Raw genomic sequence first — 26098 nt, forward strand, 5'->3', positions numbered from 1 at the left:
CCCCGCTGCCCGTCTCTCGCCGCCGCCCCGGGGAGCCGGTCTCGCGGGGCGGGCCCCCGGGTAAGCCCGGGGCCCGCCCTGGGGACTGGGGCGGCGCGGGCGGCAGCGGTCATCCGAGGGGGTGGTCCGGTCAACCTCGGTCGGAGGCCGGTCGCAGCTTGATCGCCGACCGGTGTACGGCAGTAGGGTGACGCCCGTGGCACCACGACCCTTGCATGAAATCGTCGAACCGGGCTGGGCGAAGGCCCTCGAACCCGTCGCCGGACGGATCGCCGCGATGGGCGACTTCCTGCGCACGGAGATCGCCGCGGGACGCACCTACCTCCCCGCGGGGCCGAACGTCCTGCGCGCCTTCCAGCAGCCCTTCGACGAGGTGCGCGTCCTGATCGTCGGTCAGGACCCGTATCCGACTCCGGGACACGCGGTCGGCCTGTCGTTCTCGGTCGCGCCCGAGGTGCGCCCGCTGCCGCCGAGCCTGATCAACATCTTCCGGGAGCTGAACACCGACCTGGGACTGCCCCAGCCGTCCACCGGCGACCTCACCCCGTGGACGCAGCAGGGTGTCCTGCTGCTCAACAGGGCGCTGACCACGGCACCACGCAGCCCGGCCGCCCATCGCGGCAAGGGCTGGGAGGAGGTCACCGAGCAGGCGATCCGGGCCCTGGCCGCCCGCGGCAAGCCACTGGTGTCCGTCCTGTGGGGCCGGGACGCCCGCAATCTGCGGCCGCTGCTGGGAAATCTGCCGGCGGTGGAGTCCGCGCATCCCTCGCCGATGTCGGCCGACCGCGGCTTCTTCGGCTCGCGCCCGTTCAGCCAGGCCAACGAACTGCTGATCCAGCAGGGCGGACAGCCGGTGGACTGGCGCCTGCCGTGACCCTCCCCGGCTACCTGGCCGTGGACTCCGGGGGCTCCGGCCTCCGGGTCGCCGTCGGTGTTCCGGGGCGGCCGCCGTCGGCCAGGGGGGAGTCGGCGGAGCCGGTGCGCTCCGGCGAGCGGGGGATCGATCCCGGCCACCTGATGGCCCAACTCGTGCCCTTGGCACGTGCGTTGACGGCCGAGGCCGGGGTGGACGAGCTGGGCACGGCGGTCGTCGGGGCCGCCGGGTTCGCCAGCCTGGGTGACGCCCTGCGCGCCGAACTGCCGGGCGCGCTCGCCCGGGAGCTGGGCGTGCGGACCGTCGCGCTGGCCGCCGACGCGGTCACGGCCTATGTCGGCGCCCTCGGACCGCGTCCGGGCGCCGTGGTCGCCGCGGGCACCGGTCTGATCGCGATCGGCACCGACCTGACCGGGTGGCGGCGGGCGGACGGCTGGGGCCATCTGCTGGGCGACTGCGGCGGCGGCGCCTGGATCGGGCGGGCCGGGCTGGAGGCGGCACTGCGCGCCCACGACGGCCGGGACGGCGGCTCCGCCGCGCTGCTGGCGTGCGCCGCGGAGCAGTTCGGTCCGGTGCCGGGCCTGCCCGGCCTGCTCTACCCCCGGACCGATCGCCCCGCGATGCTGGCCTCCTTCGCACCGCAGGTGGCCGTCTGCGCCCCGCACGACCCGGTCGCCGCCGGGATCCTGCGCGCGGCGGCCCGGAACATGGCCGAGTCCGCCGCGGCCGTGTGCCCGTCGGCCGGAGAGCCCGAAGTGGCGCTCACCGGCGGCCTCTTCCGGATGGGCGACCCGCTCCTCGTTCCCCTGCGCGAGGAGTTGGCACGGCTGCTGCCGCACGCACGGCAGGTTCCGGCCGAGGGGGACCCGCTGCACGGCTGTGTACGGATCGCGACCGGGCTGGCGAAGGAGCAACTCACTCTTCCGGATGAACCGCATATGCTCTACGTGGTCATCACATAAGGGGATTGCCCCTTTCGCGGACCATGTGTCCGGCACGTGCCCGGAACATGTGCCAAAGGGACGTAACTCATCAGACAAAAGCGGACGGAAACCGCTCACCTGCACCCTCCCCGAACAGAGGAGCCCAGGAAACCAGTAACATGCGGCGCCATGAGCTCCCCCACTGGACCCGCGTCCGGCCTGCCAGTACGAATGCCGCGACCCCGCCAGCCCGGACGGCACCGCCGACCGGAACCGCTGGTGGCCCCCGAGGGCGCGCCCGCGCTCGTCCTCGCGGTGCCCGGTGCGCCCAGCGCCGCCTCGCGCAGCCTCGCCGAGGAGGTCGTGAGCATCGCCCGCTCCGAGCTGCCCGGCCTGGACGCCCGGATCGGGTACGTGGACGGGGACGATGCAGAGTTCCCGAGTCTCAGGCTGGTCCTGTCGCGCGCCGCCGAGGAGCGCACCGCCCGCTACGAGCAGGCCGTCGCCGCCGGTCTCGAGGTCAAGGAGCCCGACGGCCCGGTCGCCGTTGTCATCCCGCTGCTGGCCGGCCCGGACAGCGCCCTGCTGCGCCACGTCCGCCAGTCCGTGATGGACAGCCGGGTCGCCGCCGAACTGACCGATGTCCTCGGCCCGCACCCGCTGCTCGCCGAGGCGCTGCACGTGCGCCTGTCCGAGGCGAGCCTGGCCCGCGCCGACCGTGCCCGCCTGTTCACCGTGGCCACCGCCGCGGACGGCATCATCCTGGCCTCCGTGGGCGGCGAGGAGGCCGTGCAGGCGGCCGGCATCACGGGCATGCTGCTCGCCGCGCGCCTGGCCGTGCCGGTGATGGCGGCCGCCCTGGACCAGGAGGGCTCGATCACCTCCGTCGCCGAGCAACTGCGCTCCTCGGGCTCGCAGCAGCTGGCCCTGGCGCCGTACCTGATCGGCCCGGAGATCGACCCGGGGCTGCTGGCGGCGGCCGCCCAGGAGGCGGGCTGCGCCACGGCCGAGCCGCTCGGCGCGTACCCGGCGATCGGCAAGCTCGCCCTCGCCAAGTACACGACCGCGCTGGGCATCGCCCCGCAGCAGCCGCAGGGCACCCCCGTCCGCTGACGCGGCACGGCACCGCACCCGTAACGCCACAGGGCCCGCTCCACCGACCGGAGCGGGCCCTGTGGCGTACGGGAGGGCCGCCTCAGCCGAAGACGACGCAGGAGGCCGCGGCGACCCGGACGGAGCCGTCGTAGCGGGGCAGTCCGGTCCTGTCGTCGACCGCGAACCAGGTCACGTCACCGGAGCGCTCGTTGGCCGAGTAGAGGAAGCCGGCGTGCCCGGCCAGGGCGCGCGGCCAGTGCCCGCCGCACGGCACCGTGCCGGTCAGCCGGAGCGCATCCGCCTGGACCGCGAAGACGGACAGGACGTCCTCGCCGCGGGTGGCGGTCCACACGAAGCGGCCGTCGGGCGAGACGACGATGCCCGACGGATGGGCGTCGCCGGCCGGGGCGCCCGGCAGGACCGGAACCTCGGTCAGCGGTTTCAGGGAGCCGGCGCCGGCGTCCCAGCGGCAGACGGTGACGGTCGGGGTGAGTTCGTTGACGACGTAGGCGTGCTCGCCGTCCGGGTGGAAGGCCAGGTGGCGCGGGCCGGAGCCGGGGCGCAGCGCGATCTCGCGGTGCACGGCGGGGATGCCGCTCTCCAGGGTGCACACCCGGACCGAGTCCGTGCCGAGGTCGACGCTGAGCGCCCACCGGCCGCTGGGGTCGGATTGAACCTGGTGGGGGTGCGGGCCGCGCTGGCGCCGCTCGTGCGGGCCGGAGCCGGTGTGCTGGAGCGCTCCCGAGGGTGCGGCGGCCAGGGTGCCGTCCGGGAGCAGCGGCACGGCGGTGACGCTGCCGGAGCCGTAGTTGGCGGTCAGGACGTGGCCGGCGTGCAGGCCGAGGTGGGTGGGTCCGCTGCCGTCGACGCGCACGGGCGGACCCGCGGGTTCCGGCTTGTCGCCGCCGACACGGAACGCCGCGACGACGCCGTCTGCCGTCTCGCCGACCGCGTAGAGCATCGCCCCGTCGGGCGACAGGGCCAGGTAGGAGGGGTCGGGCAGGGTGCCGAGGCCGCCGGTGAGGATCAGCGCGCCGCTGCCCTCGTGGACCTCGGCGACGACCAGTCCGGGGCCGCCCGCCGCCGTGAACGACCCGATGAACGCCCTGTGCCGCCGGCCGTCTGCCGCCACCGCTGTCCCCTCTCGTCGGAGCCAACGCCGACGGTAGCAGCCGATCACCCAAGGTCTAGACCAAATGGGTGACGTGAGCGTGGTGCGCCGGTTGCCGTCAGGCTCCCACCAGTGGCGATCCCGTCGGGGCCCGCAGGGGTTCGGCCAGGTCGGCGAGGGCTCGCTCCAGTCCGTGCAGGTGGGCGAGGGCAGGTTCGGCCGGGGGTTCGCCGGGCAGGTGGACGTGGTCCGAGCCGCCATCGGTGAGCGCCTCGACCGCGGCCTCCACCCGCCAGCAGGCGGCGGCGAGCCGGGCGTCGTGGGAGGCCTCGGGGTCCGCGGCAACGGCGACCAGCCCGCGGACCTCGCGGGCGCAGTCGTCGAGGAGGGCGAGGACCCGGCGGGCGCGCCGCTTGCGTCCGAGCATCGGGTTCAGCGGGTGGACCAGCGGGGCGACCGAGAGCCGGACCCGGCCGAGCAGCCGCTCCAGCTCGGCCACGCGCGGCGCAGGGTCGGCGCCGGTGGAGCCGGCCAGGCGCGCGGCGGCTTCGGCGGTGCAGTCGTGCACGCAGCGCAGGGCGCGCTGGATCCAGGCGTCGGTGGCGGCGTGGGTGGTGACGGGCAGCACGAACAGCACGGCGAGCACCGCGCCGAGGGCGCCGACGGCGGTCTCGGTGAGACGCAGGGCGAGCAGGCCGGGGCTGAGGACACCGAGCAGGCCGTAGAGCAGCTCGGCGAGCAGGGTCACCCAGAGCATCATCCAGGTGTAGGAGACGGCGGCCGTGTAGAAGATGCCGAACACGGCGACCGCGACGAGGACGGCGGTGGGGACCGGCGCACCGTGCACGGGGACGGCGACGAGCAGGCCGAGGCCGATGCCGATCACGGTGCCGAGGACCCGCCGGAAGCCGCGCACCAGCGTCTCGCCGCGCGAGGCGGTGTTGACGAAGACCCACCAGGTGGCGCCCACGGCCCAGTACCAGCGCTGTCCGGACACCAACTGGCCCACGACCAGCGCGAACCCCGTGCCCGAGACCGCCTGGACCGCCTGCCGGGTGGTCACGCGGGCGAGCCCGGTGCCGGCGGGCGGTGCGGGTACGGCGGCCGGGGGCAGCCGACGCTCGTAGCACCACAGGCCGAAGCGCACCACGGCCGCGCTGATCACGGACAGCAGGACGGCCGCGTACAGCTCCGGGAGCTGTCCGGGGGCGGCGTGCAGGAACTGGGCGACGAAGAAGGTCATGAAGGCGAACACGCCCAGGCTGTGCCCGCGCGGGCCCCAGCGTCGGGCGTACACGCCCGCGCCGACCACCGCGAGGAACGCCAGGTCCCGCACCACCGGGTGGTCGTGCAGCTCGGCGGCGACGGCGAGCACGGGCAGGCCGACGGCGGGCAGCAGCGCGGTCGTGACCGCCTGCCCGCGCACGGTGGCGTCGGCGACGGTGAACAGGGCGAGCAGCGCGGCGAGACCGCCGGTGACCGCACCGGGGAGGGAGTGTCCCGCGAGCCCGCACACCACGACGGCGAGCCCGATGCCGAGGACGGCCCGCGCGGCGAAACGCAGCCGCGCCCGCCCCGGGTCCGGCGCCACGAACACCCTCTTCAGCACTGCTACCCCTCCCGCGAGGAATCCTGAGAACACCTGGACGACCTGCACACAAAAGGCGCCGCGGGGATCCGCAGCGCCATCGACGTGTCCATGAGAGCATCACAGCGGTCGATGGCTCAAGTGTTGCCCGTATCACTGGGCCAATGGCCCATGGCTTCCTTTGCCCCGACGAGGGCCCGGAGGCCAATGGCCCAGGTCGGGTGGCATGCAGGGGCGTCGCCCGATTGGGCCATTGGTACAGTCGTACGCCATGACCGTGGACGAGCTCGACACCCGCATCCTGCGGCTGCTGCTGGAGCAGCCGCGCACCAGCGTGCGCGAGTACGCCCGCATCCTGGGCGTCGCCCGGGGCACGCTGCAGGCCCGTATGGACCGCATGGAACGGGACGGCGTGATCACCGGCACGGGCCCCTCGCTGTCCCCCGCGGCGCTCGGCCACCCGGTGCTCGCGTTCGTGCACATCGAGGTCACCCAGGGCCATCTGGACGACGTCGGGGACGCGCTGGCCGCCGTGCCGGAGATCGTGGAGGCGTTCTCGATCACCGGCGGCGGGGATCTGCTCGCCCGGGTGGTGGGGCGGGACAACGCCCATCTGGAGGACGTGATCCAGAAGCTGATCAGCCTGCCGGGCGTGGTGCGCACCCGCACCGAGGTGGCCCTGCGCGAGCGCGTGCCGCACCGGCTGCTGCCCCTGGTCGAGTCACTCGGGCGGGCAGCCCGCGCCTGACCCTTGGCATCCTGGACGGCATGAGCACGCTCGGCACTCTTGCGGTCATCTTCGATCTCGACGGAACGCTGGTGGACAGCGAGCCGAACTACTACGAGGCGAGCCGGCAAGCCCTGGCCGAGCACGGCGTCCCGGACTTCACCTGGGCGGAGCACGAGAGCTACGTCGGGATCAGCACCCGGGAGACGGTCGGGATCTGGCGGGAGCGCTACGGCCTCGGCGCCCCCGTGGACGAGCTGCTCGACGTGACGAACCGGCGCTATCTGGAGCTGGCCCGCACCCGCACGCCCGCGTACCCCGAGATGCGGAAGTTCGTGGAACTGCTGGCCGCCGAGGGCGTCCCGCTCGCGGTGGCCTCCGGCTCCTCCCCCGAGGCCATGGCGGCCATCCTCGCGGGGACCGGCCTGGACGCCTTTCTGCGCACCGCCGTCTCGGCCGACGAGGTGGACCACGGCAAGCCCGCCCCCGACGTCTTCCTGGAGGCGGCCCGCAGGCTCGGCGCGGACCCGGCCGACTGCGTGGTCCTGGAGGACGCGGCACCGGGCGCGGCCGCAGCACACGCGGCCGGAATGCGCTGCATCGCGATCCCGTACGTCGCCGCCCAGGCGGACGCGCCCGGGTTCGCCACGGCGGCGCTGCTGCTGCGGGGCGGCCAGACGGAGTTCACGGCGCAGTCGGCGTACGCCTGGCTCATGGCTGCGGCCACCTCCGTCTGACCAACTCCCCCACCCGTCGGACCCGTTGACGCCCCTGCGTCCCTTCCCTGTCGGCCGGGCGGCTGACCGGCCACGACGCGCGCGGAAGCGCTCATTCCGTGCGTTGAGGCGGGTGGCTGCTTAGCGTGACCCCATGACCACAGTCCAGGCCCGGCCCACCCCCGACGTACGGCGGTGGAAGGCGCTCGGGGTCTGTCTGACGGCGGGCTTCATCTCGCTGCTCGACACCTCGATCGTGAACGTGGCGCTCCCCTCGATGGAGCACGGGCTCGGCGCGTCCGAGGCCGCCCAGTCATGGGTGGTGTCCGGGTACGCCCTCACCTTCGGCCTTGCGCTCGTCCCGGCCGGCCGGCTCGGCGACATGCGCGGGCGACGCCAGGCCTTCCTGTTCGGGCTCGCCGTGTTCACGCTGGCCTCGGCGGCGTGCGGGCTCGCCCCCAGCGCCTCCTGGCTGGTGCTGTTCCGGCTGATCCAGGGCACGGCGGCGGGCATGGTCGCACCGCAGACCTCGGGGCTCATCCAGCAGATGTTCCAGGGCGCCGAGCGGGCCAAGGCCTTCGGCCTGCTCGGCAGCGTCATCGGGGTCTCGACGGCGGTGGGCCCGCTGGCGGGCGGTCTGCTGATCGACGCCGTCGGCACCGACGACGGCTGGCGCTGGGTGTTCTTCGTCAACCTGCCCATCGGGGTGGCCACCCTCGCCGCGGGGCTGCGGCTGCTGCCCCGCTTCCCGGCGTCCACGGGCCGGCGCGAGGAGTTCGACCTGTTCGGGGTGCTGCTCCTCGGCTCGGCCGTGCTCGCGCTCATGCTGCCCCTGGTCCAGGAGCAGCAGTGGACCGGGCGGCTGAAGTGGGCGCTGATGCCGGTGGCCGCGCTGCTGCTGGCCGCGTTCTGGGGGTGGGAGCGGCTCCAGGGGCGGCGCGGGCGGGCACCGCTGGTCGACCTGGATCTGTTCTCGCTGCGGTCCTTCACGCTCGGCTCCCTGATCAGCCTGACCTACTTCGCGGGCTTCACCACGGTCTTCTTCGTCTACACGCTGTTCCTGCAGAACACGGTCGGCTACAGCGCACTGACGGCAGGGCTCACGGTCCTGCCCTTCGCGGCCGCCTCGGCGGTCGGCGCCGCCATCGGGGGCCGGCTGGTGGTGCGGTACGGCCGCAAGCTCGTCGTCATCGGTCTGAGCGGGGTGGCGGTGGGGCTGCTCGGGGCGGTCGTGGCGGTCCAGCTGGTGCCCTTGCAGAGCGTCGGGTGGGCCACGGCACTGCCGATGGTCATCGGGGGGATCGGCTCGGGCATCACGGTCTCCCCCAACACGACCCTCACCCTCACCCGTGTTCCCGTGCGCCGTGCCGGTGCGGCCGGCGGAGTGCTGCAAACGGGCCAGCGCATCGGCTCGGCGGCCGGGATCGCCGTGGTGGGCGCGGTGTACTTCGCGCACCAGGCCAACCACGGCGGCTCCGTCACGGCGATTCAGCTGGGGCTGCTCACCGCCGCGGGGATCATCATGATCGCGCTGGTGCTGGCGGTGGCGGACCTGCGGGAGCGCCAGGTGCATCCGGAGCCGGAGGCCGCCGCGGCGACGGTCCGGCACGGTTCCGAGGAGGGCGGGACGGAGGAGCCGGTCCGGCCGGGATCCTGACGGGGGCACGATCGCCGACACCGTCCCCGCGGGGCCACGGTGGCCGGTACCGTCCCTGAGAGGTCACGGTCACCGCCCCCGGGAGGTCACAGTCGCCGGCGCCGTCCCGGCGAGGGGGCGCGATCGCCGGAGCCGACCCCGCGGGAACACAGTCGTCGGCGCCGTCCCCGAGTGGTCACGGTCGCCGGTACCGTCCCTGAGAGGTCATGACCTCCGGCGCGGCTTCCCCCGCTTCGCCGGCTTGGCGCCGCCCCCCGAGCCGGTGCGGCCGCGCGAGGTACGGCCCGCGGGCTTGCCGCCCGTCGACTTCGCGGCCGCCTGCTTCTGGCGGGTACCGCCCTGCTTGTCCGGACGCTTCTGCTCGGCCTCGGCCTTCGTCCCCGTACGGCCCCGTGTGCTGTTGACGGTGCGGCCGCGGACGATTCCGATGAAGTCCTCCACCAGGTCGGTGGTGGCTTCCTCCGGCCAGGACAGGGCGATGCTCGACCGGGGGGCGTCGACGACCGGACGGTAGGTGAGGTCCCTGCGGTGGTACAGGCGGGCCAGGGACTGCGGCACGATCAGCAGGCCGACGCCCGCCGCCACCAGCTCGACGGCGTCCGGCGTCGTCGCCGGGCGCTCGAAGGAGGGCTCGCCGGGCGGGCTGTCCCAGTCGAAGACGTCGTCCAGGGGGTGGAAGAGCACCTCGTCGGCGAGGTCGGCCAGGGTCACCTCCTCCGCCGCGGTGATCAGGTGGTCCTTGGGGACGACGACCACCGTGGTCTCGGTGTAGAGAGGGATCGCGCTGAAGAACGTACGGTCGACCGGCAGCCGAACGAGCCCCGCGTCGGCCTCGCCCGCGCGCAGCATCCCGGGCGCCTCGCCGCTGGGCACCTGGAGGAGGGTGAGCGGGACGTCGGGCAGACGCTCGTTCCAGATCCGCGCCCACTTGGCGGGCGTCGCTCCGGGGACGTACGCGAGCCGGAACGACGGTGTTTCCTGCGAGCCTGTCACCAGGCCAGGTTACCGGCCGTGGTCGGCCGTCCGGCACACGGCCGATACCCTTGACCTCATGAGTTCGCAGCAGAGCACCCAGACGATGAAGCCCGCGACCGCGGCGAAGAAGCTGGGTGTGTACCTCCCCGCCACCCCTGCCGAGTTCCAGGAGGGCGTGGTCACGCGCGCCGAGCTGAACGAGCTGCAGGCCAATCCGCCCGAGTGGCTGCGCGAGCTGCGAGCGAACGGCCCCCACCCGCGTCCGGTGGTCGCCGCGAAGCTCGGCGTGTCCATCGCCGGCCTCGCCCGCGGCGGGGTCACCGAGCCGCTGACCACCGAGCAGATCGAGGCGCTCAAGCAGGAGCGGCCCGAGTGGCTGGAGAAGGAGCGCGCCACCCAGGCGGAGGTCCGCAAGGAAGCGGTGCGGATCAAGAAGCTGCACAAGGAGCAGGAGGAGAAGGGCGCCGAGCGGCGCTGACGCCCTCCCCCTCAGACGCCTTTCCCGGTTCCGACACCCTTCCCGTTCAGCCGTCCGAGATGTCTGCCGGTTCAGCCGTCCGACGGTCTGCCCGTTCAGCCGTCCGACGGCACCTTCAGCCGGTCCCAGCTGGTCTTGCCGGGGATGCCGTCCGCGTCCTTGCCCTTGAAGCCGAGCTTGTGCTGCCAGGCGGCGTAGGACCTGCGGTCGGCCTCGGTCCATTCGGGGCTCGGCCCCTCCTCGTAGTGCCCGCAGCCCTCGGCGACCAGCCGGCGGCCCATGGCGGTGACGAGCGGCGACTTCTGTCCGATGTGGAAGAACCCGCTGCCCGGGAACGGCGCGTACTTCGGCTTGGGCACGGGCTTGGGATCCGGGTCCCCCGGGTCCTTGCCGCCGCCCTTGCCGGCGAGCCGGTCGGCTATGCGCTTGCGCATTCCGTCCATGGTGAAGCCGCGCGGGTCCTGCTTGCCCGGCTGCCACTCCTTGTGTCCGATCACCGAGCGTTCCGACCAGCCGTGGTACCGGCAGATCGCGGCGGAGACCTTCTCGATGGCCTCCTTCTGCGCCTCGGGCCAGGGGTCCTTGCCGTCGCCGAGGTTGATGCACTCAAAGCCGTAGAAGTGCCGGTTGCCGTCGACATCGGCCTGGTTGTCGTGCGGCAGCTTCGTCTCGTTGACCACCGCCCGCAGCACGTCGCTGTCGCCGAGGCCCGCGTGGTTGGCACGGCCGTTGCCGACGAGGTGGACGTGGCCCTGCTTGTCGATCACGCCGTGGCACAGGGGGCCCGGCAGACCGGAGTAGCCGTTGTAGCAGATGTTCACGGAGTTCTCGGTGCCCGAGGTGACCGTGTGGTGGATCATGACGCCGTTCACCGGGCCCCAGGGGCCCTTGGTGTTGCGGTTGTGGTGACGCCAGTCGCGCACCTCGTGGACGGTCAGTCCCTCGGCGCGCAGGACCTCCAGCAGCTTCTGCCCGCTCATCGGCTGAGCCATCAGTCGTCTCCTTCCACGGCGGCCTCCGCCGCCGCTGTGGTCTGCGAACGGCCGCCGGAGGGGTCGGCCTCGGCCGCCTGCTCCTCGCGCGCGGCCAGCGCCTCGGCGTCGAGGGCGCCCTGGTCGGCCGCGGGGATGTCCGTGCCGAGCGGGCCGAAGGCGAACCGCAGGTCGACGGTGCTGCCCTCGCCCTGCACCAGGGCCAGCGGCGCGAAGTGCCGGTCGATGCCGGCCGGGGACTGGAGCAGCGGGCGGCGCGCGGCGTCGGCCGGCCATTCGACGCTTCCGGTGGAGGTGCGGGCCGGGATCAGCCAGTGGTCGCCGGTGCGGTAGCCGCCGCCCTTGGCGAAGTAGACCTCGACACCGTCCTCCAGCGGCAGCCACTCCCCCTCGGTGACGGGCACGGCGCCGCCCTTCAGAGCCGCCGTACGGCCTTTGCGCCGGAGCCCCTCGTGGTGGTCCCAGCGGCGCAGGAAGGGGTGCAGGTGCGGCAGCCGTCCGACGTGCGGGTCCGGCTCGGCGGACAGGCGGACCCGGCGGCCGGGCAGGTCCAGTTCCTCGACCCGCAGCAGGGGCAGGGGTTCGAGCCGCGAGGCGTAGGCCGTGTCGGTGAACTCGACGTGGTCGCCGACCTCCAGATCGAGTTTGCCGTCGAAGCCGAGGTTGGCCAACTGCACCCAGGTGCCGTCGAGTTCGTCCACCGGGAAGACCACGGAGCCGTTCTCCCGTGACCACTTGAAGGTGGCGTCCTTCGCCTCGCCGCCCGCGTGGATCTCCACCCGGTACAGCTGGTTCTCCGGGCCCCGGTAATGGGCGTCGGGCCGGACCAGGCAGGGGTCCTCGTCGGCGTGCTCGGGCCGTTCGCTGCGCGCGGCGAGCCGGGCGGAGGGCGCCGCCTGGGCCGTGGCCCACTTCTCGAAGGCGTCCCGGACGGCCTGCGCGGACGGTTCGCCGTCCTCGATGTCCAGCGCGGTGAGGGACAGCGGCAGCACCTGCCAGACGACCTTGGCCCGCACGGCGGTGTCGGGCAGGGCGGCACCGAGGGCGACCTCGCGCAGGGCCGGGTCCTCGGCCGCGGAGACCGCCCGCTCCCACACCTTGAGGTAGACGACGAAGGGCGACTGGGCGGGCGAGGGAAGCCGGTCGGCGGGGTTCTCCGGGTCGCGGAAGCCGTCGGGCTGGTTCCAGTAGTCCCAGTAGGCGTCCGTCCCGGCGGTCTGCTGGGGCTCCTCGGCGCCCTCGTCCAGTACGGGGATGCCGGGCGCCGGGCGGTCGGCGTCGCACAGGATGCCGTCGACGTAGTAGCGGCCGCCGTGGATGTACAGGGTGTCGATGTCGAGCTTGCCGCCCACGTACTCGATGCGGAAGCCGGGGACGCGGCCGGGTTGTCCGCCGGGTCCCCCGTGCCGTCCGATCAGGTCGGCGGCGAGGGTGCGGGCCTGGTGGAGCTGGATGGCGGCCTGCTCGTTGAGGTCCGCGTCCAGCTGGACGCGGCCCTGCTGGGCGATGACCGCGGAGTAGTGCCGCTGAGGGCGGAAGGTGGAGCGCGAGAGATCGGCGTGCATGAAGGGGGTCCCCCTGGTTCGGAAGTCTGCGGGTGGTCCGGTGGGCGGCGCTGCTCACGTCACGAAGAAGATCCCGTCACGTCACGAAGAAGATCCCGTCACGTCACGAAGAAGATCCCGTCACGTCACGAAGAAGATCCCGTCACGTCACGAAGAAGATCCCGTCATGTCACGAAGAAGATCCCGGCGTCCGCGCCCGCGGGCGTGTACTCGGCGAGCCGCGCCCTGAGTCCGTCCTCTCGCTGCGGCCGGTACAGGTCGTGGAAGGCTCCGAGTTCGGCGCCGTCGTCCGCGCCGCGCCGGATCTCCTCGGCACAACCGTCCGCCAACTGGCCGTACCAGGGCGTTCCGTAGCGCGTCGAGGAGAACAGCGGCCTTACGCGGTCCCTCTGTCCGTGGCCCGCGAGGTCCGGCTGGCAGCGGTGGCGCCGCGGGGTGCGCGAGCCGGGCGGGACGTAGCAGTACCGCAGGCAGCCGATGCCGCGACGGGCCACGTGGAGCCTGCCGGTGAAGACCGAGTTCTCGGCGGTCTCCACCGCGTGAGTGTGCACCTCGCCGATGACGGTGGTGCGGTGCGCGTGCAGGACGGCGTGGGCGTGGCGGCAGTCGGGGGCGGAGAGGGCCGCGCGGTCGTCGCCGGTGGCGTCCAGGACGCTGTCGCGCAGATGGATGTCGAGCGGGTCCTCGCCCACTTCGTCACCGATGACCTCGATGGTGCCGAGGATGCTGTGCTCGATCTGGAGGCAGGCGGTGGTGCGTTCCAGGACGATGCTGGGCTCCTCGGGCGAGTGCGGCTCGCACTCGGGCTCCAGCGACCAGCCGGGTACGAGCGTGGAGTGGCGGACGACGACCGCTCCCATCGGGCCGGTGACGTTGATGCCGCGTCCGGCGACGAGGAGTCCGTCGAGGACGATCCGCGGTCGCTCGTGCGGAGCGCAGTCGCCCGGCACCGCACGGATGTTGAGGGCGTCCGGGCGGTTGCTGTACCAGTCCAGCAGCCGGATCACCGGCCGGGTGCCCTCGGCTGCCCGCAGTTCGAGGCGGTCGCCGGGGTCGAGGTCGAAGTCCAGCTGCTCCTGGTGGGCGCCGCTGTGGGTGATCTCGATGATGCCGGTGTGGCCCGGGCTGCACTCGTCCTGCCAGGCCCGGTAGGCGTCCATGATCCGCTGGTACGGCTGTCCGGGACCGACGCGGTAGATCTCGGCGTCCGGTCGGGGCCCGCGGTCGGGGCGCGGGTACTCGCCGCCGCCCGTGTCCGCTCCGAACGCGTGGTGGTAGTCGACCCACACGCCCTGCCGGGGCGCGGAGCGGGACCCGAACGCGATGCGGCCCAGCTCCGGGTCGACGGCGATCTGCCCGCGCCCCGGCCGATAGCGCCAGTCGGACAGGTCGGCGACGACGATGTCGGCGGGCGGCACGGGCCGGTCCTCGCCGTCGCGCCGGATGACGAGGCTCTTGCCGGGGCCGTAGTAGTCGGCGAGCCGGTCGTGCAGCAGACGGCGGGTGATGAACGCCGGGACATTGTCGACGACCGCGGTGGGGGTCCCCCCGCTCGCGCGAGGTCGAGAGTGGGGGAGGGCGGGTGAGGGCTCCGGGACCGGCTGGGTGACCAGGGGGGTGTCGTTGCCCAGGATCGAGAAGGTGTACAGGTTCCGGGCGCGGTCGATGCAGTAGGCCGGGGACGCGGTCAGGGAGTACGGCTTCAGCCGCCAGACGAAGAGGCCCACCCCGGCCGGAGTCCAACCACCCTGTTTCCTCACGGAGTTGGCGCGTCGCACGTCGACCGTTCGGGCCGTCTCCTCGAAGGGGCCGCCCGCGAGGGCGAGCGCGCTGCCGTCCCGCAGGTCGAGCAGACGCCCGCGGTCCCCGCGCCGGCCGGTGCCGTACAGCTTGACCGGCTGGGTGTGGGCGACGTGCCGGGACAGCTCGACGGCGCGGGCGGGCCAGTCGGCCACCTGCCCGGCCAGCTCCTCCAGGAGGTGGAGGGTGCCCTTGCGGCGCCGGCCCGCGACCGTGGCCGCCACGTCCCGGCGCGGGGCGACGGCCTCGGCGAGCGCCTCCCGGCCGCCGCCGTGCAGGCCGTTGGTGAGGACCCGCTCGTAGCCCGGCAGGGTGCGGTAGCCGACCAGGTCGCCGAGGTACGGCAGCACCCAGGGCGCGGCGGTCTCCACGAACAGGTCCTCGTAGCCCTGCTGGACGCCGTCGCGGACCCGGTCGAGCTGTTCGGTGATCACCGCGAGCAGGGCCCGCAGCGGTTCGCCCTCCTCGGCGTCGCGCAGTCGGTGCCAGCGGGGCAGCAGCTCGGCGAGCCCGTCGGGCTCCCTCGGGACCACCGCGGCCGGCGTCTCCCACTCGGCATCCGTCGGCTTCGCGGCCATCACTTGACCTCCGTCAGTATCAGGGTGTCCGCGGCGCGCGCCGACAGCATGGTGAGCTGGGCGGGGCGGATGCCGCGGAAGACGAACACCGTCCGGCCGTTGTCCAGGCGCCGGGTGTCGGTGATGTCGGGGTTCAGGCGCAGGAGTTCGGCGAGCGGGAGGCCGTACCGGGCGCAGACGGACGACAGGGTCTCGCCGTGCGGGTCGCGGACCGTGTGGGTCTTCTCCTCGTACGCCGCCGGGTGCGCGGGGACGGACGCCCTCGGTGTGCCGGGACCCGCGAGCAGCGCCGTCAGCTGTTCCGGGGTGGCGGTGGCGGGGACGCCGGTGAAGACGTCGACGTCCACGTAGTCGACGCCGGGCACGGTGTGCGCGGTGGCGAGGACGTCGGACAGGCGGGCGGACTGCGCCAGTTCCCGTCCCTCGTAGCCGAGGCGGAGCAGCAGCGCCTGGCGCAGCCTGGGTTCGACGGTCTCCCAGGCGTGGTCCGGGGCCGGCTTCACCCTGGCGGCGATCAGCAGCAGGACGAGTTCACGCTCGTCCACGCTGACCTGCAGGTTCGGGTCGCCGTACTCGGTCAGTGCCGCGCACAGCGGCCGCAGGTTGTCCTCGGCGAGCGGTACGTCGTCGGTGCCGGCGACCGTCACGTGCAGCACGCGCCGTCGTCCGTCGAAGAGTTCGCGGGCCGTCGCCCGGCCGATGCCGGCGCGTGAGCGGGCGAAGTCCTCGTAGTCGGCCGGGGAGACCAGCCGGTCCAGGGCGGAGACCGCGAGCGGGATCGTACGGCGGGTGAGGCCGGGCCCGTCCGCGTCGGCGCCGCCGGTCGCCGGGCGCGGGTTGGTGACCGCAGTGACGCCGAGCGGCCGGGTGAGGGGCTGGGTGATCCGGTCGGCGGGGACGTTGGCGGCCTTGCCGGTGCCGAAGCGGTAGCGGGCCCGGACGTTCTCGTGCCCGCTGGGCAGCCGGGCGCCGTGGACGCCGTCGCCGAAGGTCACGGTCGTGCGGCCGTCGGAGGCGGTGCCGGTGATGTACACGCGCTCGGTGGCACCGCGCCCGGCGAGGCTGTCGACCTCGTGCCAGAGCACGCCGTCGACGCGGATCTCCAGGACCGGTGTGGCGCCGAGGGGGTTGTCGGCGGCGAGCCAGGTCAGGGGGGACTGCCAGAGGGCGAAGGTCTGGTTGACGCGGTCGGAGTCCCCGCTGCCGATGGCCTCCTCGCGGCTCTCGCCGTGGGTGGCCTCGACGACGTTGCCGAGGATGCGGACGGTGGCCCGGCGGTAGCGGTGGATGAGGTCGGTGGTGAGGACGAGCCGGGTGTGGACGTGGTCGCCGGGGAGCCGGGGGTCGACGGCCGGGTCGGCGGCCGCGATGGTGACCACCTCGGTGGCGGTGACGCCGGCCGTGCCCGGGACGTCGGCGCGCGCGCCGCTCACGATGAGTGTGCGGCCGGGGCGCAACCCGTCGTACAACACGGCGAGTTCGATCTCGTTGCCGTGCACGTCCTCGCCGAGCGGCTCGTCGGCCGGGCGCAACGGTTCGCCCGCCGCCTGCACGGTGGTGTCGCGGATGTGGGAGAGCAGGACGTCGAACTCGTCCAGCCAGGGGTCCGCGAGGGTGAGTTCGGTGCCGCGCCCGGTGATGCCGTAGTTGGAGTACGCCGCCGTGCGGGCGGCCACGACCTGGGTGGTGACGAAGGCCAGCTTGGCGTCGCCGGGCACGGCGCTGCCCTTGCCGGGCCGCTGGACGGCCACCCAGCTTCCCACGGTGATGCCGTCGTGCACGCTGTCCAGCTGCAGGACACGACGGTTGAGGGGCTCGGGCCGGCTGGCGATGACGATCTCGACGTTGGGCTCGGTGCTGCCCACCGTGTACCTGACGCTCACCTGGTACTCGCCATGGGTGAACTGCTTGGTCTCGCCGGGCCGCAGGGGGACCTCCTGGGCCGTGCCGTTGTGGATGCCGACGTGCACCTGACCGTCGTCCTCCGGGCGGGAGACGAACAGGCTGCGCTCGGGCAGTCCGGAGTGGAAGCGGGCGGTGACGCCGGGTTCCTCGGCGGCGGCCGGACGGCGGGCGAGCCAGCTCAGCTCGCGGTCCTGGGCGGACCGGGTCGACAGGTCGACCTGGCCCGGGCCCAAGGGGAAGGTGACCTGCTGGGCGACGGGCAGGTTCTCGGCACGCTGGTCGCTGCTGCTGCCCTCGACGTACTGGAACTCCGCCCGGACCGGGACCTTGCCCGCGGGGTCGTACACCACGCGCATGCTCGCCAGCACCGCGCCCGTCAGCGGCCAGTCGGCGGTGCGGATGACCCGTCCCCGTTCGTCCTGGACGGGCTTGAGCGGGGCGGTGGCGCCGAAGGGTGCGGCGGTGACGCGCATCGCGAGCAGCTCGCGCAGCAGCTGTGGGGCGCCGGGTGCGGCAGCCGTGCGCCAGGCCGGGTAGAGGCTGCCGAGGCCGGGGTTGAGCGCGGACAGGAGGCGGGCGGTGTCGGTGCCGGGGCGCTGGACCCGGGCGCCCGGCCGGGGGGCGGGGGCGGCGGTGCGCAGGGCGGGCAGCACGGTGGACAGGGCCTGGAGGGCGGCCTGGCGCGCATCGGGCGGGGCGGCGGCCTTCCGGGCAGGGCCGGTCTGCGCGGGCTGGGCCGGTGCCAGCTCCCGTGCCCGCTCGGCGAGTTCCGCCAGCACCGCCTCCAGCTGCTCGAACCACGCCGCCACGTCCGCGTAGGGCTCGGCCAGCACCTCGGCCTCGCGCAGCCGGGCGACGGGCTCGCCGAGGAGGGCGGCAAGGCTCTCGGGGGTCTTGATGCCGTCCAGGCCGGCGCGCAGCGAAGCGAGCACCTGGTCGTCGAAGTCCTCGATCAGGCGGCTGACCGGGCGCGGGTTGGGGACCTCGGGCGTGGGCGGCTCGTCGCCCGGCTCGCCCGGTGCGGACGGCTCCGCGGTCCAGCGCCGCACCTCGTCCACCAGCTCCTTGAGCGTGGGCGGGGCCGACTTGGGCAGCGAGAGGGCGGTGACCTCCTCCTCGCGGTCGATCCGGACGCCGGCGACGGGCAGCAGCCTGCGCTCGCCGCCCGCCTGCTCCCCGAAGACGAAGAGGAGCTGGTCGCCGGTCTGGAGGGAGTTCGCGGTGCCCTCGACGAACAGTTCACAGCGGCGGTCGAGGTCCTCGGGGGTGAGCAGGGAGGGGCGGCGGCGCCGTACCGCCAGTTCGTTCCAGTCCCAGCGGGCGGTGAGGTCCCGGGCGGTCTCGAAGGTCAGCGACTGCTCGTCGGCGGAGGCGGGCACACTGTGGCTGCGCGCTCCGCGCGGGATCAGCACGGGCAGGGTCTCGGCGCGCGGGTCGCGTTCGAGGGTGTAGGCCAGGTGGGTGCCGGCCGCCACCCCGGGGCGCGGCCGGTGTCCGACGAGCCGGCCCAGCAGCACCAGGGACCGGTGCTCATCGGCCGTGCGGAGGTAGGCCTCGTCGGCGATCCGCTCGGAGTGGAAGGTGAGCAGGTCGCCGAGGACGGCGGTGGCGTCGAGCAGGCCGATCGCCGGATCGTCGGGGGTGCGGACGGTCAGGTGGGCGAGGGCGGGGTACGCGGGCGAGGCGAGCCGGTCGAGGAGGGCGGCGAGGAAGGAACCGTACTCGCCGACGCGGTAGTCGAGGGCGGTGCGGCCGGGTGGGTTGTGCAGCGGCGCGGGAGCAAGGCGTTCGCCGTGATCGCCGCACGCGCCGCCGCAGGTGCAGGCCTGGCTCATCGGGCGCCTCCCAGGGATATGTCCAGCCGGCCCTGTTCGGGCCGGTCGGGGTCGTTGTCGCAGGTGGCGATCTCCAGCGGGCCGAGCCGCAGCACGCCGTCCTCCCTCTCTCCTCGGTCCTGTTCGAACAGCCGCCGCAGCCGGGTCACCTCGACGCTCTCCACACCCGGGACGGCCGCGGCGACGGCGACCAGCCGGCTCAGCCGGACCGGCTCGCCGAAGGTCAGTGCGTCCGGGTGGAAGAATCCGAGCCGCCCGCCCGGCAGCCGGCCGCTGCCCAGGACGCGGTACAGCTCGGCGAGGATCTGCCCGTGCTGATGGCCGGGGCGGGCGCACACGCGCAGCGCGATCTCGAGCGGTACGAGACGGGCGGCACCCACCACCAGCTCGTGGCCGATGCGCCGGTACGTCTCCAGGGCCTCGGCCACCGAGCCGAGCAGCGCCGCGTCCGGGTCCGGGTCCGCGCCGCCGTAGGCGTCGATCGCGACGTGTGCCTCCTGGCCGCTGCCGGTCCAGCGGATCTCGGCGGCGGCCCGCTGGACTCCCGGCAGGGCGGAGGCGAGGGCCGCGTAGTCCTCGGCGGTGACCGCACGCAGCCGGGTGCGGCGCAGATCGAGCGGGGCCAACTGGCGTACCTGCTCGACGGGTTCGGGTTCGGTGCCGCCGGTGGCGGGCAGCGGGTTGCGGACCGCGGCGGCGGGTGCCTCGCACCCCGTCTCGACGACCAGGTGGTTGATGGCCTCGGCGCCGACGTTGCCGGCGGCGCCGCCGCCCAGCCGGTGGCGCACCGTCAGGCGTGCCCCGGGCGTCGGCCGTGCACCGTGCCGTCCGTCGCCGAAGCGCAGGGCGAGACGGCCGTCGTCCTCGAGTTCGCCGACGAAGTGCCGGTCGCGCAAGGTGCTCTCCAGCAGGTCGCGGCGCGGCTCCCAGACCAGGCCCGCGTCGTGCAGGCGTACGGCGGGCAGGGCGCGGCGCGGGTCCTGGGTGAGGGCGGCGGTCGCCGGGCCGCGCAGGACAGGCTCGTCGGGGTGGAGGCCGGCCGCGTAGGACGGACCCCAGCTGTGCGCGATCTCCCAGGCGATGTGGCCGTCGAGGACCGTGCCCGCACGGGCCCTGGCGGTGAGGATCTCGATCCGGCGCAGCTTGGCGTCGAGCAACTGGTCCGACCGGTGCAGGAGTTCGCGCAGGGCGCGGACCGGATGGCGGCGCAGTTCCAGCCGTTCCAGCGTCTTCAGGCCGTAGATCACGGCGAGTTCGGCGATCTCCTCCTCGCCGAGTCCGTCGCGGTCACGGGCGCTGCGCCACAGCTCGACGAGTCGCTGCCGGGCCCGGTCCGGGACGGCGGCGAGACGCGCGGCCTGCCCGGCGGCGACGGTGCCCTGGTCGGGGAACGGCACGGCCTGGGTGACCGGCGCCCGGCCGAGGACGGGACGGAAACGGGGCGCGATGCCCGGGTAGACCGACTGCGCGAGCAGGGTGCGCAGGGCTGCGGCCTGGGCGTACGCGGTGCCGGGCACTACACGCACGTGCCGCTGCCCGGCTCGTTCCAGCCCGAGTCCGGCGCGTACGGTGGCCCGCTCCCCCACGACCTCGAACAGCTCGCGGACGTCGTCGGGGGTGAGCACCTCGCCGCTCTCGGCCCGGTCCGTCAGGGAGTTGACGAGCCGGGCGGGCGCGTTGCCCTCCGTACGGTCGTAGCAGCCGAAGTCCGGCGGGTCGCAGGGGGCGACGACGGCGGGTACCGGTGGCACGGTCACCGTCTCGGCCGGGCCGGAGCGGCCGTGGTCGACGAGGACGGTGTTGCCGCGGGCGAGGGTGACGTCCTCGACGGGCAGGCAGTCGCGTCCGCCCCGGGTGATGAGGCAGAACGGGCTGCGCAGGGCGTCCTCAGCGGCCCAGGTGACCTCCAGGACCGGCTGGTCCTCGACGCGGTCCAGGCCCGGGGTGACGGAGGTCAGGCGGACGGCCTGGCGGTGGGCGGGGTCGGCGTCGCCCGGGGTGCCGGTGCGCGGGCCCCTGACCTCCTCCAGGACCAGCACATCGCCCGGCTTCAGGTCCAGCCGGCGCTCCCCGCAGGTCTCGGGATCGGCCCACGCGTCGCGCAGGGTGGCGGTGGTGGCCCCCGCGGGCAGGGCGCACACCTCGCCGCCCCAGGTCCACAGCCGGATCGCGTTGTGCGCGAGCAGCAGCCGCAGCGCTTCGGCGGGCACGACGGGTTCGAAGACCTCCACGGAGCCGCGTTCGTCCAGGTCGCCGAGGTCGTTCTCGTCGATGACGGTGCCGGGCCCGGGGCGGTCGTGCGGGTCGAGGGTGCGTACGTCGACGGAGGCGAAGCGGTAGGTGCCGGGCGCCAGGGTGTGGTCGGCGGCGGTCTCGACCGTCACATACGCGCGGGCGTTGCAGCCGTCGTGCATCGCGTAGTCGATGAGCCGGACGTGCCGGCGCACGGACACCCGGCGGCGTGCGGTGTCGAGGTAGGCCTCGGTGGCGACCGCGTCCTGCTGGTAGCTGATCTGGTCGCCGGTGTACGCGAGCAGTTCCACGAGCGTCGTGCCGAGGTCGGCGGGGTTGCGCTCCACCCAGTCGGGGGTGGTCAGCGCCAGTCGGTCGAGCAGCAGCTTGCGGAGGGTGTCGTAGTCGCGGGCCGTGTAGTCGAGGACGGGCGTGGACGGCAGGACCGGGGTGTGCCCGGCCTCGTCCGTGCAGTCGAACGGGGTCGGGCAGTCGGGCCGGAAGGCGAACTCCGCGCTGTGGTAGCGCTGGTCGAAGCCGCGGTACGGCTCGGCGCCGGGCCGGCCGTACGGGTCGGTCTCCACCAGCGACAGCCGGTAGCGGGAGGTGTCGCCGGCCCGGTCGAGGGTGACGTAGAGCCGGTCGTCCAGCTCCGGGTCCTCCTCGCGTTCGACGCTGACGTCGACGGCGGTGATGCAGGTGATGCGCCGGCCGCCGTCGACGCGGACGTTCTCGGGGCCCAGGCCGTGCGGGGCCTTGCCGAGGAAGGTGACCGTGAGCAGCAGCCCGTCGTCGCTCACCTCGACGGCGTCGACCCCGTTGAGCTGGGCGGCTCGTACCTTGTCCCGCCGGGTGGTGCCCGCGCTCATGCCGCCCTCCCCTCGAAGACGTCCTCGCGTACGGCGCCGGTGGCGCGCACGAGGTACGACAGATGCACGCGGACGGCGTCGTCACCGCTCTCGATGTCGAGGGACACCACCTCGACCAGGTCGCCGAGCCAGCGCTGCAGTGCGGCCTGGACGGACAGTTCGAGGGTGCTGATCAGCTCGGGGGTGTTCGGGGCGAAGACCAGGTCGAGCAGTCCGCAGCCGAAGTCGGGACGCATCACGCGCTCGCCGGGGCTGGTGAACAGCAGCTGCTCCACGAGGTCGTGGACGTGCTCGGCGGCTCGGGCGTGTGCGGTGCGGCCTCGGCGGTCGGCGTGGAAGGGGAAGGCGATGTCGGTGCGGGTGCGTTGGCTCGTGGGCCTCATCGGACGGTGACCTTTCGCTGCACGGCCTGGACGACGGGTGGCCCCTGCGGGACGAGGGCCGCGCTGAAGCACTGGGCGGCACAGGTGTCGAGCAGCACGGGCACCCCGTCGGCCGTGACGCCGGTGGCGGCGGCGGTCCAGCGGACCGTCACGCACGGCGAGGGCACGCCGTCGACAGTGTGCGGGCAGCCGGCGACGACGTAGGTGTGGGCGGTGGTGGCCACGGCGGCGCCGCGGATCCTGAGGCCGCCTGAGGGTGTGGTGGCGGGCGTGACGCGGCCGCCGTGCGGGCAGCCGATGACGGCGCCCGCGTCTAGCAGACTCCCGGACAACTTCTTTCCCCCGTTGTCTATCGCTTGGAGTGGACGGTCAACTGTCCTTTGTTGACGGTGACTTCGCTCCCGCGGAGCACGATCTCCGCGCCCGCGCCGGTGGCGATGACCACGGCCTCCTTGGTGATGCGGATGTAGGCGCCGCCCTGGGCCTGGAGGAGGATCCCCTGCTCGGCGCCGGCCGTGTCGTTGAGCACGATCTTGTGCGCCTGCGGGGTCTGCACGACGACGGGTTTGTCCCGCGCGCCTGCCTGCAGTTCACGACGGGCGTCGGGCGGGAGCTCCTCCGCCGCGCCGTACCAGCAGCCGGTCCACACGGGGAAGCTGGGATCCCCCTGCTCGAACTCGACCCATACGCCGGCACCGGGCGGCGGCACCACGAACTGGCCCGCCTGCGGTCCGGTGAACGGCAGGCAGGGCAGCGCCCAGGTGGACGGCGTGTCGCCGAGCACGTCGGGGACCTCGACCGTGATCCGCCCGATGCGCAACGGGTCGTCGTTGCTGACCACCCGGCCGCGGAACTTGCCGAGGTAGCGATTGCTGGGTGCCGCCATGCTGAACTGCTCCTGGTTCATCGGTGGTTCGTGTCAGGGCCGGACGTAGTCGCTGCGCGCCTCCAGGCCCTCGCGGGAGAGGGTGAAGTTCTGCTGGAACGAGCCCGGGCGCAGGTTGTGGGTGACGGACTTGACGTAGTAGTCGCCGTCGTAGGCCCGGCCGGCGCCGCGCACTCCGACGAGCCGGCGCGGCTGGAGGAGGTAGCCGTGCCGGTTGACGTCGAGCGAGCCGGAGCCCGAGACGACGTCCGCGGAGACCGCGGCCCTGGCGAGGAGTTCGGCCTCTGCCTGCTCGCGCTGCTGCTTGGCGGTGCCGGAGAGCGTCTTGCGCCTGAGGGCGGGGGTGGGTCGCCTGCCGAGGGGCGGCCGCAGGGGGCTGATCGGCGGCTGGGGCAGCAGCGTGGACTGCCGGGTGCCCGGGTCCTGCCAGCGCGCCTGCGGTTCCTCGCGTGCGGTGCCGTCGTAGGCGAAGGTCAGCTGGTCCACGGTGGACTGGGCGTCCATGTTGACGTTGAGGGCGTGCTGGCGCAGGCCGAGCCGGACCTCCGGGCCCCACCGGGCGGCGGACTGACCGGGGTTGGGGCCGGGCTCCAGATAGAACGTGTACCCGTTGGCCTTCGCCAGGTCGGTGACGTACTGGAGATCCGTCCCCGTCTGGTAGTGCACGCGCAGGTCCTGGTGCGGGGGCTGGGACACCTTCTCGGTGTAGACGTCCGGGCGGATGCCGTAGTCCGAGTAGCGGCGCAGGATGGCGAGGACGCGCTCGGACGGGGGCAGGTTGGGGTAGGGGGCGGTCCGCTCCTCCAGGTCCATGAGCAGCGTGAGGTCCTCGCCGGTGACGGTGAGGGTGGAGTGGCCGGGGATGTTGCTGGCGCCGACCTCCTGGCGCACGATCAGCCCGTCGAACAGCACCTCCGGGGTGCCGCGGACGCTGACGGTGAGGATGACGCGCGTCTTCGGGTCGAAGTACCCCTCCGGCAGCAGCCGCTGGTTGATCAGACCGTTCTTGGTGAGGTCGAAGGCGAACTGGAAGCCGCTGCGCTCACCCGCGGTGGCGGTGATCTGGGCGGACAGCAGCGCCTCCGCGACGTCGACGGGGACGGGGCGGGCCAGCGTGGGCCCCATCAGGAGCTGGATGTGGACGGGGCCCTGCCCCACGGGCTGTTCAGACACGCCGCTCTCCGTGCGGGAACCCGCCGGCCGGCGGAATACCGATGACGCGCCCCGCCTCGTCCGTCAGCTCCCGCGGGTCGAGGACCGGGTTGGCATCGGCGATCCGCCACCACTGTCCCGGGTCGCCGAGGAAACGCTGGGCAAGCAGGTCGGGCCGCTGGCCGGCCCCGACGGTGTGCGGCTCGGCCTCCGCGTCGAGCGGCGGCAGCAACCGCCGTTTGGTGTACCGCACTTCGGTTCCGTCGGACCGGCGGTGCACCCCGATCTCGGCGTCGTGGTAGCGACTGGTGCGGGGGTAGGGATGCGCCCCGGGTATGGAGTCCAGGGCGCTCTCGTAGGGCTCGGTGTCGGCCATGACGGTCTCCTCATCCCCTGCCGGTCACGAGGTCGGTGCCCCCGAGGCCGAGGGCGCCCAGGCTGCCGCCGCGGGCGGCGGCCGCGAGCCGCTCCTTCTGCGCCAGGTGAGCCATGTACAGGTCGGCGCCGCGGTGTCCGGCCGGCAGGTCGCTGACGGTCAGGATCTTCATGCCGATGCCGAGTGAGGCCCGGATCGGATTGAGATCGACGTCGAAGGCGGACTCGTTGACGGACAGCTCGGTGAGCCTGACCGGCATGACCCGCTTGCTGCCCCAGGTGAACAGCGTCAACGGCATCTCGATCGGGCTGATCTCGATGGTCCCCTTCTGCGACAGCCTGCTCGCGGCCCGCAACTGCGCGGTGGTCGGCTGCACCAGCATCTCGAGCGTGGCCAGCTGCGGATGGATCCCGTCGGGCGCGGCGATCTCCAGCTGGTCGGTCGCATCGATCTCGGCGGTGAACTTCCAGGTCTCCTGGGCAGGTCCCTTGAGACGCAGCGCCTCGTTGCGGTCCCCGTTGCCGCTTCCTCCCCCGGCCGCGTCCCCGCCGTCCCCGGCGGACTGCGGGGCGATGCTGCGCTCCAGGGTGTCCGGATTGAACTGCAGCACGATGATGCGCTGGGGCGTGCCGTGGTCCGGGTCGACCACGACGATGCCGGAGCGTATGGGTTTGGGGATGTCGGCGTAGCGGGTCATGTGCGCGCCTCCAGGCGGGCCCTGAGGCCGGAGTAGTCATGGCCGGGAAAGATCTCCGGGAACACCCGCAGCATGTTCTGGAGGTTCTCCGCGGCTCCCTGGAAGTCGATGTCGCCGAACCGGACGTCGGTGAAGAGGTACTGCCAGCCGTGGGTCCCCTTGGTGACCAGCAGCGTCTCCAGGTATTCGGGGTATCCGATGTCCATGCGGAAGGTCCCGCGCGTGAGGTGGTGGTACCAGACCTCGGGGACCGTCGAACCCTGCGGGAAACGCAGGGCCGCCAGGGTCCCGCCGCCCCCTCGTGGGTGTTCGTCGAAGGAGTACAGCTCGGCACAGAGCCGCTCGTCCTGTTCCGAGGGCTCGTCGACGGCCGGCTCCACGCCCGCGACCATCATGGCCGCGGCGACGTGACGGAGGGAGAATTCGCCGGTCAGGTACAGGTCCGGGCGTTCGATGGCCCAGTGGCTGGACAGCCCGTCGAAACGCAAGTAGACGGGGCGCAGAGAGGCGTCCAGGGTGATCCCCACCTCTTCGGCGACCAACTGGAAGGCCTCGTCTGCGTCGCCGACGTATTCGTCGACGGGACCCCTCTCCTCGTAGAAGACGTCGACGCCGGGGGCTGCATTCAGTTCGTCGACGAGACCGAGATAACGTCGCTCGGCATCGGTCAGTTCGGGCACCTGG

Annotated in this window: 22 protein-coding genes; 7 read left to right on the forward strand and 15 right to left on the reverse strand. The window is 73.4% G+C overall.

The genetic code is table 11. The features are described 5' to 3' along the window. The first annotated feature begins 196 nt into the window (after positions 1–196). From AB0H32_RS26920 to AB0H32_RS26930, 3 genes are all read left to right on the forward strand, one after another. On the forward strand, positions 197–874 hold the full coding sequence (locus tag AB0H32_RS26920) for a uracil-DNA glycosylase (RefSeq protein WP_361125160.1): 678 nt from the start codon (positions 197–199) through the stop codon (positions 872–874). Then, complete coding sequence (locus tag AB0H32_RS26925) at positions 871–1836, forward strand: BadF/BadG/BcrA/BcrD ATPase family protein (protein ID WP_361125162.1); 966 nt, start codon at positions 871–873, stop codon at positions 1834–1836. Before AB0H32_RS26920 ends, AB0H32_RS26925 begins: the two co-directional genes overlap by 4 nt. Before the next feature lie 150 nt (positions 1837–1986). Further along, positions 1987–2910 carry a hypothetical protein gene (locus tag AB0H32_RS26930; protein ID WP_361125164.1) on the forward strand — a complete coding sequence of 308 codons (924 nt, stop codon included), beginning with the start codon at positions 1987–1989 and terminating at the stop codon, positions 2908–2910. A gap of 82 nt (positions 2911–2992) precedes the next feature. Here the strand turns inward: AB0H32_RS26930 and AB0H32_RS26935 are convergent, their stop codons facing one another. Further along, a complete protein-coding gene (locus AB0H32_RS26935; protein WP_361125166.1) occupies positions 2993–4024 on the reverse strand; it encodes a lactonase family protein in 1032 nt (343 codons plus the stop codon). A 97-nt stretch (positions 4025–4121) separates the two neighbouring features. Then, a complete protein-coding gene (locus AB0H32_RS26940; protein ID WP_361125168.1) occupies positions 4122–5612 on the reverse strand; it encodes an FUSC family protein in 1491 nt (496 codons plus the stop codon). 250 nt (positions 5613–5862) lie between these two features. Here AB0H32_RS26940 and AB0H32_RS26945 point away from each other — a divergent pair, with 250 nt between their 5' ends. From AB0H32_RS26945 to AB0H32_RS26955, 3 genes are all read left to right on the forward strand, one after another. Beyond that, on the forward strand, positions 5863–6339 hold the full coding sequence (locus AB0H32_RS26945; RefSeq protein ID WP_361125170.1) for an Lrp/AsnC family transcriptional regulator: 477 nt from the start codon (positions 5863–5865) through the stop codon (positions 6337–6339). A gap of 20 nt (positions 6340–6359) precedes the next feature. Continuing rightward, entirely contained in the window at positions 6360–7055 is a 696-nt protein-coding gene (locus AB0H32_RS26950) for an HAD family phosphatase (RefSeq protein ID WP_361125172.1), read from the forward strand. Between the two features lie 133 nt (positions 7056–7188). Next, the gene (locus tag AB0H32_RS26955) at positions 7189–8691 is read left to right on the forward strand and encodes an MFS transporter (protein ID WP_361125174.1); all 1503 of its coding nucleotides are present in this window, start codon (positions 7189–7191) and stop codon (positions 8689–8691) included. A 204-nt stretch (positions 8692–8895) separates the two neighbouring features. Here the strand turns inward: AB0H32_RS26955 and AB0H32_RS26960 are convergent, their stop codons facing one another. Beyond that, entirely contained in the window at positions 8896–9684 is a 789-nt protein-coding gene (locus AB0H32_RS26960) for a LysR family substrate-binding domain-containing protein (RefSeq protein ID WP_361125176.1), read from the reverse strand. A 58-nt stretch (positions 9685–9742) separates the two neighbouring features. Between AB0H32_RS26960 and AB0H32_RS26965 the strand changes: the two genes are divergently transcribed. Next, positions 9743–10144: a DUF5997 family protein gene (locus tag AB0H32_RS26965; RefSeq protein WP_361125178.1), complete on the forward strand. Its 402-nt coding sequence runs from the start codon at positions 9743–9745 to the stop codon at positions 10142–10144. Positions 10145–10239: 95 nt separating this feature from the next. On the opposite strand, the gene AB0H32_RS26970 is transcribed toward AB0H32_RS26965, so the two are convergent. The 12 genes from AB0H32_RS26970 to AB0H32_RS27025 all read right to left on the reverse strand — a co-directional run bounded on the left by AB0H32_RS26970 (position 10240) and on the right by AB0H32_RS27025 (position 26094). After that, positions 10240–11136: a peptidoglycan-binding protein gene (locus tag AB0H32_RS26970; protein ID WP_361125180.1), complete on the reverse strand. Its 897-nt coding sequence runs from the start codon at positions 11134–11136 to the stop codon at positions 10240–10242. Then, on the reverse strand, positions 11136–12701 hold the full coding sequence (locus AB0H32_RS26975) for a DUF6519 domain-containing protein (RefSeq protein ID WP_361125182.1): 1566 nt from the start codon (positions 12699–12701) through the stop codon (positions 11136–11138). The genes AB0H32_RS26970 and AB0H32_RS26975 overlap by 1 nt, the downstream gene beginning before the upstream one ends. Before the next feature lie 164 nt (positions 12702–12865). After that, entirely contained in the window at positions 12866–15079 is a 2214-nt protein-coding gene (locus AB0H32_RS26980; protein WP_361125184.1) for a hypothetical protein, read from the reverse strand. Further along, positions 15079–18819 (reverse strand): putative baseplate assembly protein, encoded by a 3741-nt coding sequence (locus tag AB0H32_RS26985; RefSeq protein WP_361125186.1) that lies wholly within the window; start codon positions 18817–18819, stop codon positions 15079–15081. Before AB0H32_RS26985 ends, AB0H32_RS26980 begins: the two co-directional genes overlap by 1 nt. Then, positions 18816–21920, reverse strand: coding sequence for a putative baseplate assembly protein (locus tag AB0H32_RS26990; RefSeq protein ID WP_361125188.1), 3105 nt, complete (start codon positions 21918–21920; stop codon positions 18816–18818). Before AB0H32_RS26990 ends, AB0H32_RS26985 begins: the two co-directional genes overlap by 4 nt. Next, positions 21917–22303: a GPW/gp25 family protein gene (locus tag AB0H32_RS26995; protein WP_361125190.1), complete on the reverse strand. Its 387-nt coding sequence runs from the start codon at positions 22301–22303 to the stop codon at positions 21917–21919. Before AB0H32_RS26995 ends, AB0H32_RS26990 begins: the two co-directional genes overlap by 4 nt. Further along, positions 22300–22635, reverse strand: a complete 336-nt coding sequence (locus AB0H32_RS27000) for a hypothetical protein (RefSeq protein WP_361125192.1) — start codon at positions 22633–22635, stop codon at positions 22300–22302. The genes AB0H32_RS26995 and AB0H32_RS27000 overlap by 4 nt, the downstream gene beginning before the upstream one ends. A gap of 17 nt (positions 22636–22652) precedes the next feature. After that, positions 22653–23189, reverse strand: coding sequence for a phage baseplate assembly protein V (locus tag AB0H32_RS27005; protein ID WP_361125210.1), 537 nt, complete (start codon positions 23187–23189; stop codon positions 22653–22655). A gap of 33 nt (positions 23190–23222) precedes the next feature. Beyond that, the gene (locus AB0H32_RS27010) at positions 23223–24362 is read right to left on the reverse strand and encodes a hypothetical protein (RefSeq protein WP_361125194.1); all 1140 of its coding nucleotides are present in this window, start codon (positions 24360–24362) and stop codon (positions 23223–23225) included. Continuing rightward, entirely contained in the window at positions 24355–24717 is a 363-nt protein-coding gene (locus AB0H32_RS27015) for a hypothetical protein (RefSeq protein WP_361125196.1), read from the reverse strand. The genes AB0H32_RS27010 and AB0H32_RS27015 overlap by 8 nt, the downstream gene beginning before the upstream one ends. 10 nt (positions 24718–24727) lie before the next feature. Further along, positions 24728–25414 carry a hypothetical protein gene (locus AB0H32_RS27020; RefSeq protein WP_361125198.1) on the reverse strand — a complete coding sequence of 229 codons (687 nt, stop codon included), beginning with the start codon at positions 25412–25414 and terminating at the stop codon, positions 24728–24730. Continuing rightward, positions 25411–26094: a hypothetical protein gene (locus AB0H32_RS27025; RefSeq protein ID WP_361125200.1), complete on the reverse strand. Its 684-nt coding sequence runs from the start codon at positions 26092–26094 to the stop codon at positions 25411–25413. Before AB0H32_RS27025 ends, AB0H32_RS27020 begins: the two co-directional genes overlap by 4 nt. Positions 26095–26098: the final 4 nt, after the last annotated feature.

The organism is Streptomyces sp. NPDC020362, from assembly GCF_040642095.1.
Classification (GTDB): Bacteria; Actinomycetota; Actinomycetes; order Streptomycetales; family Streptomycetaceae; genus Streptomyces.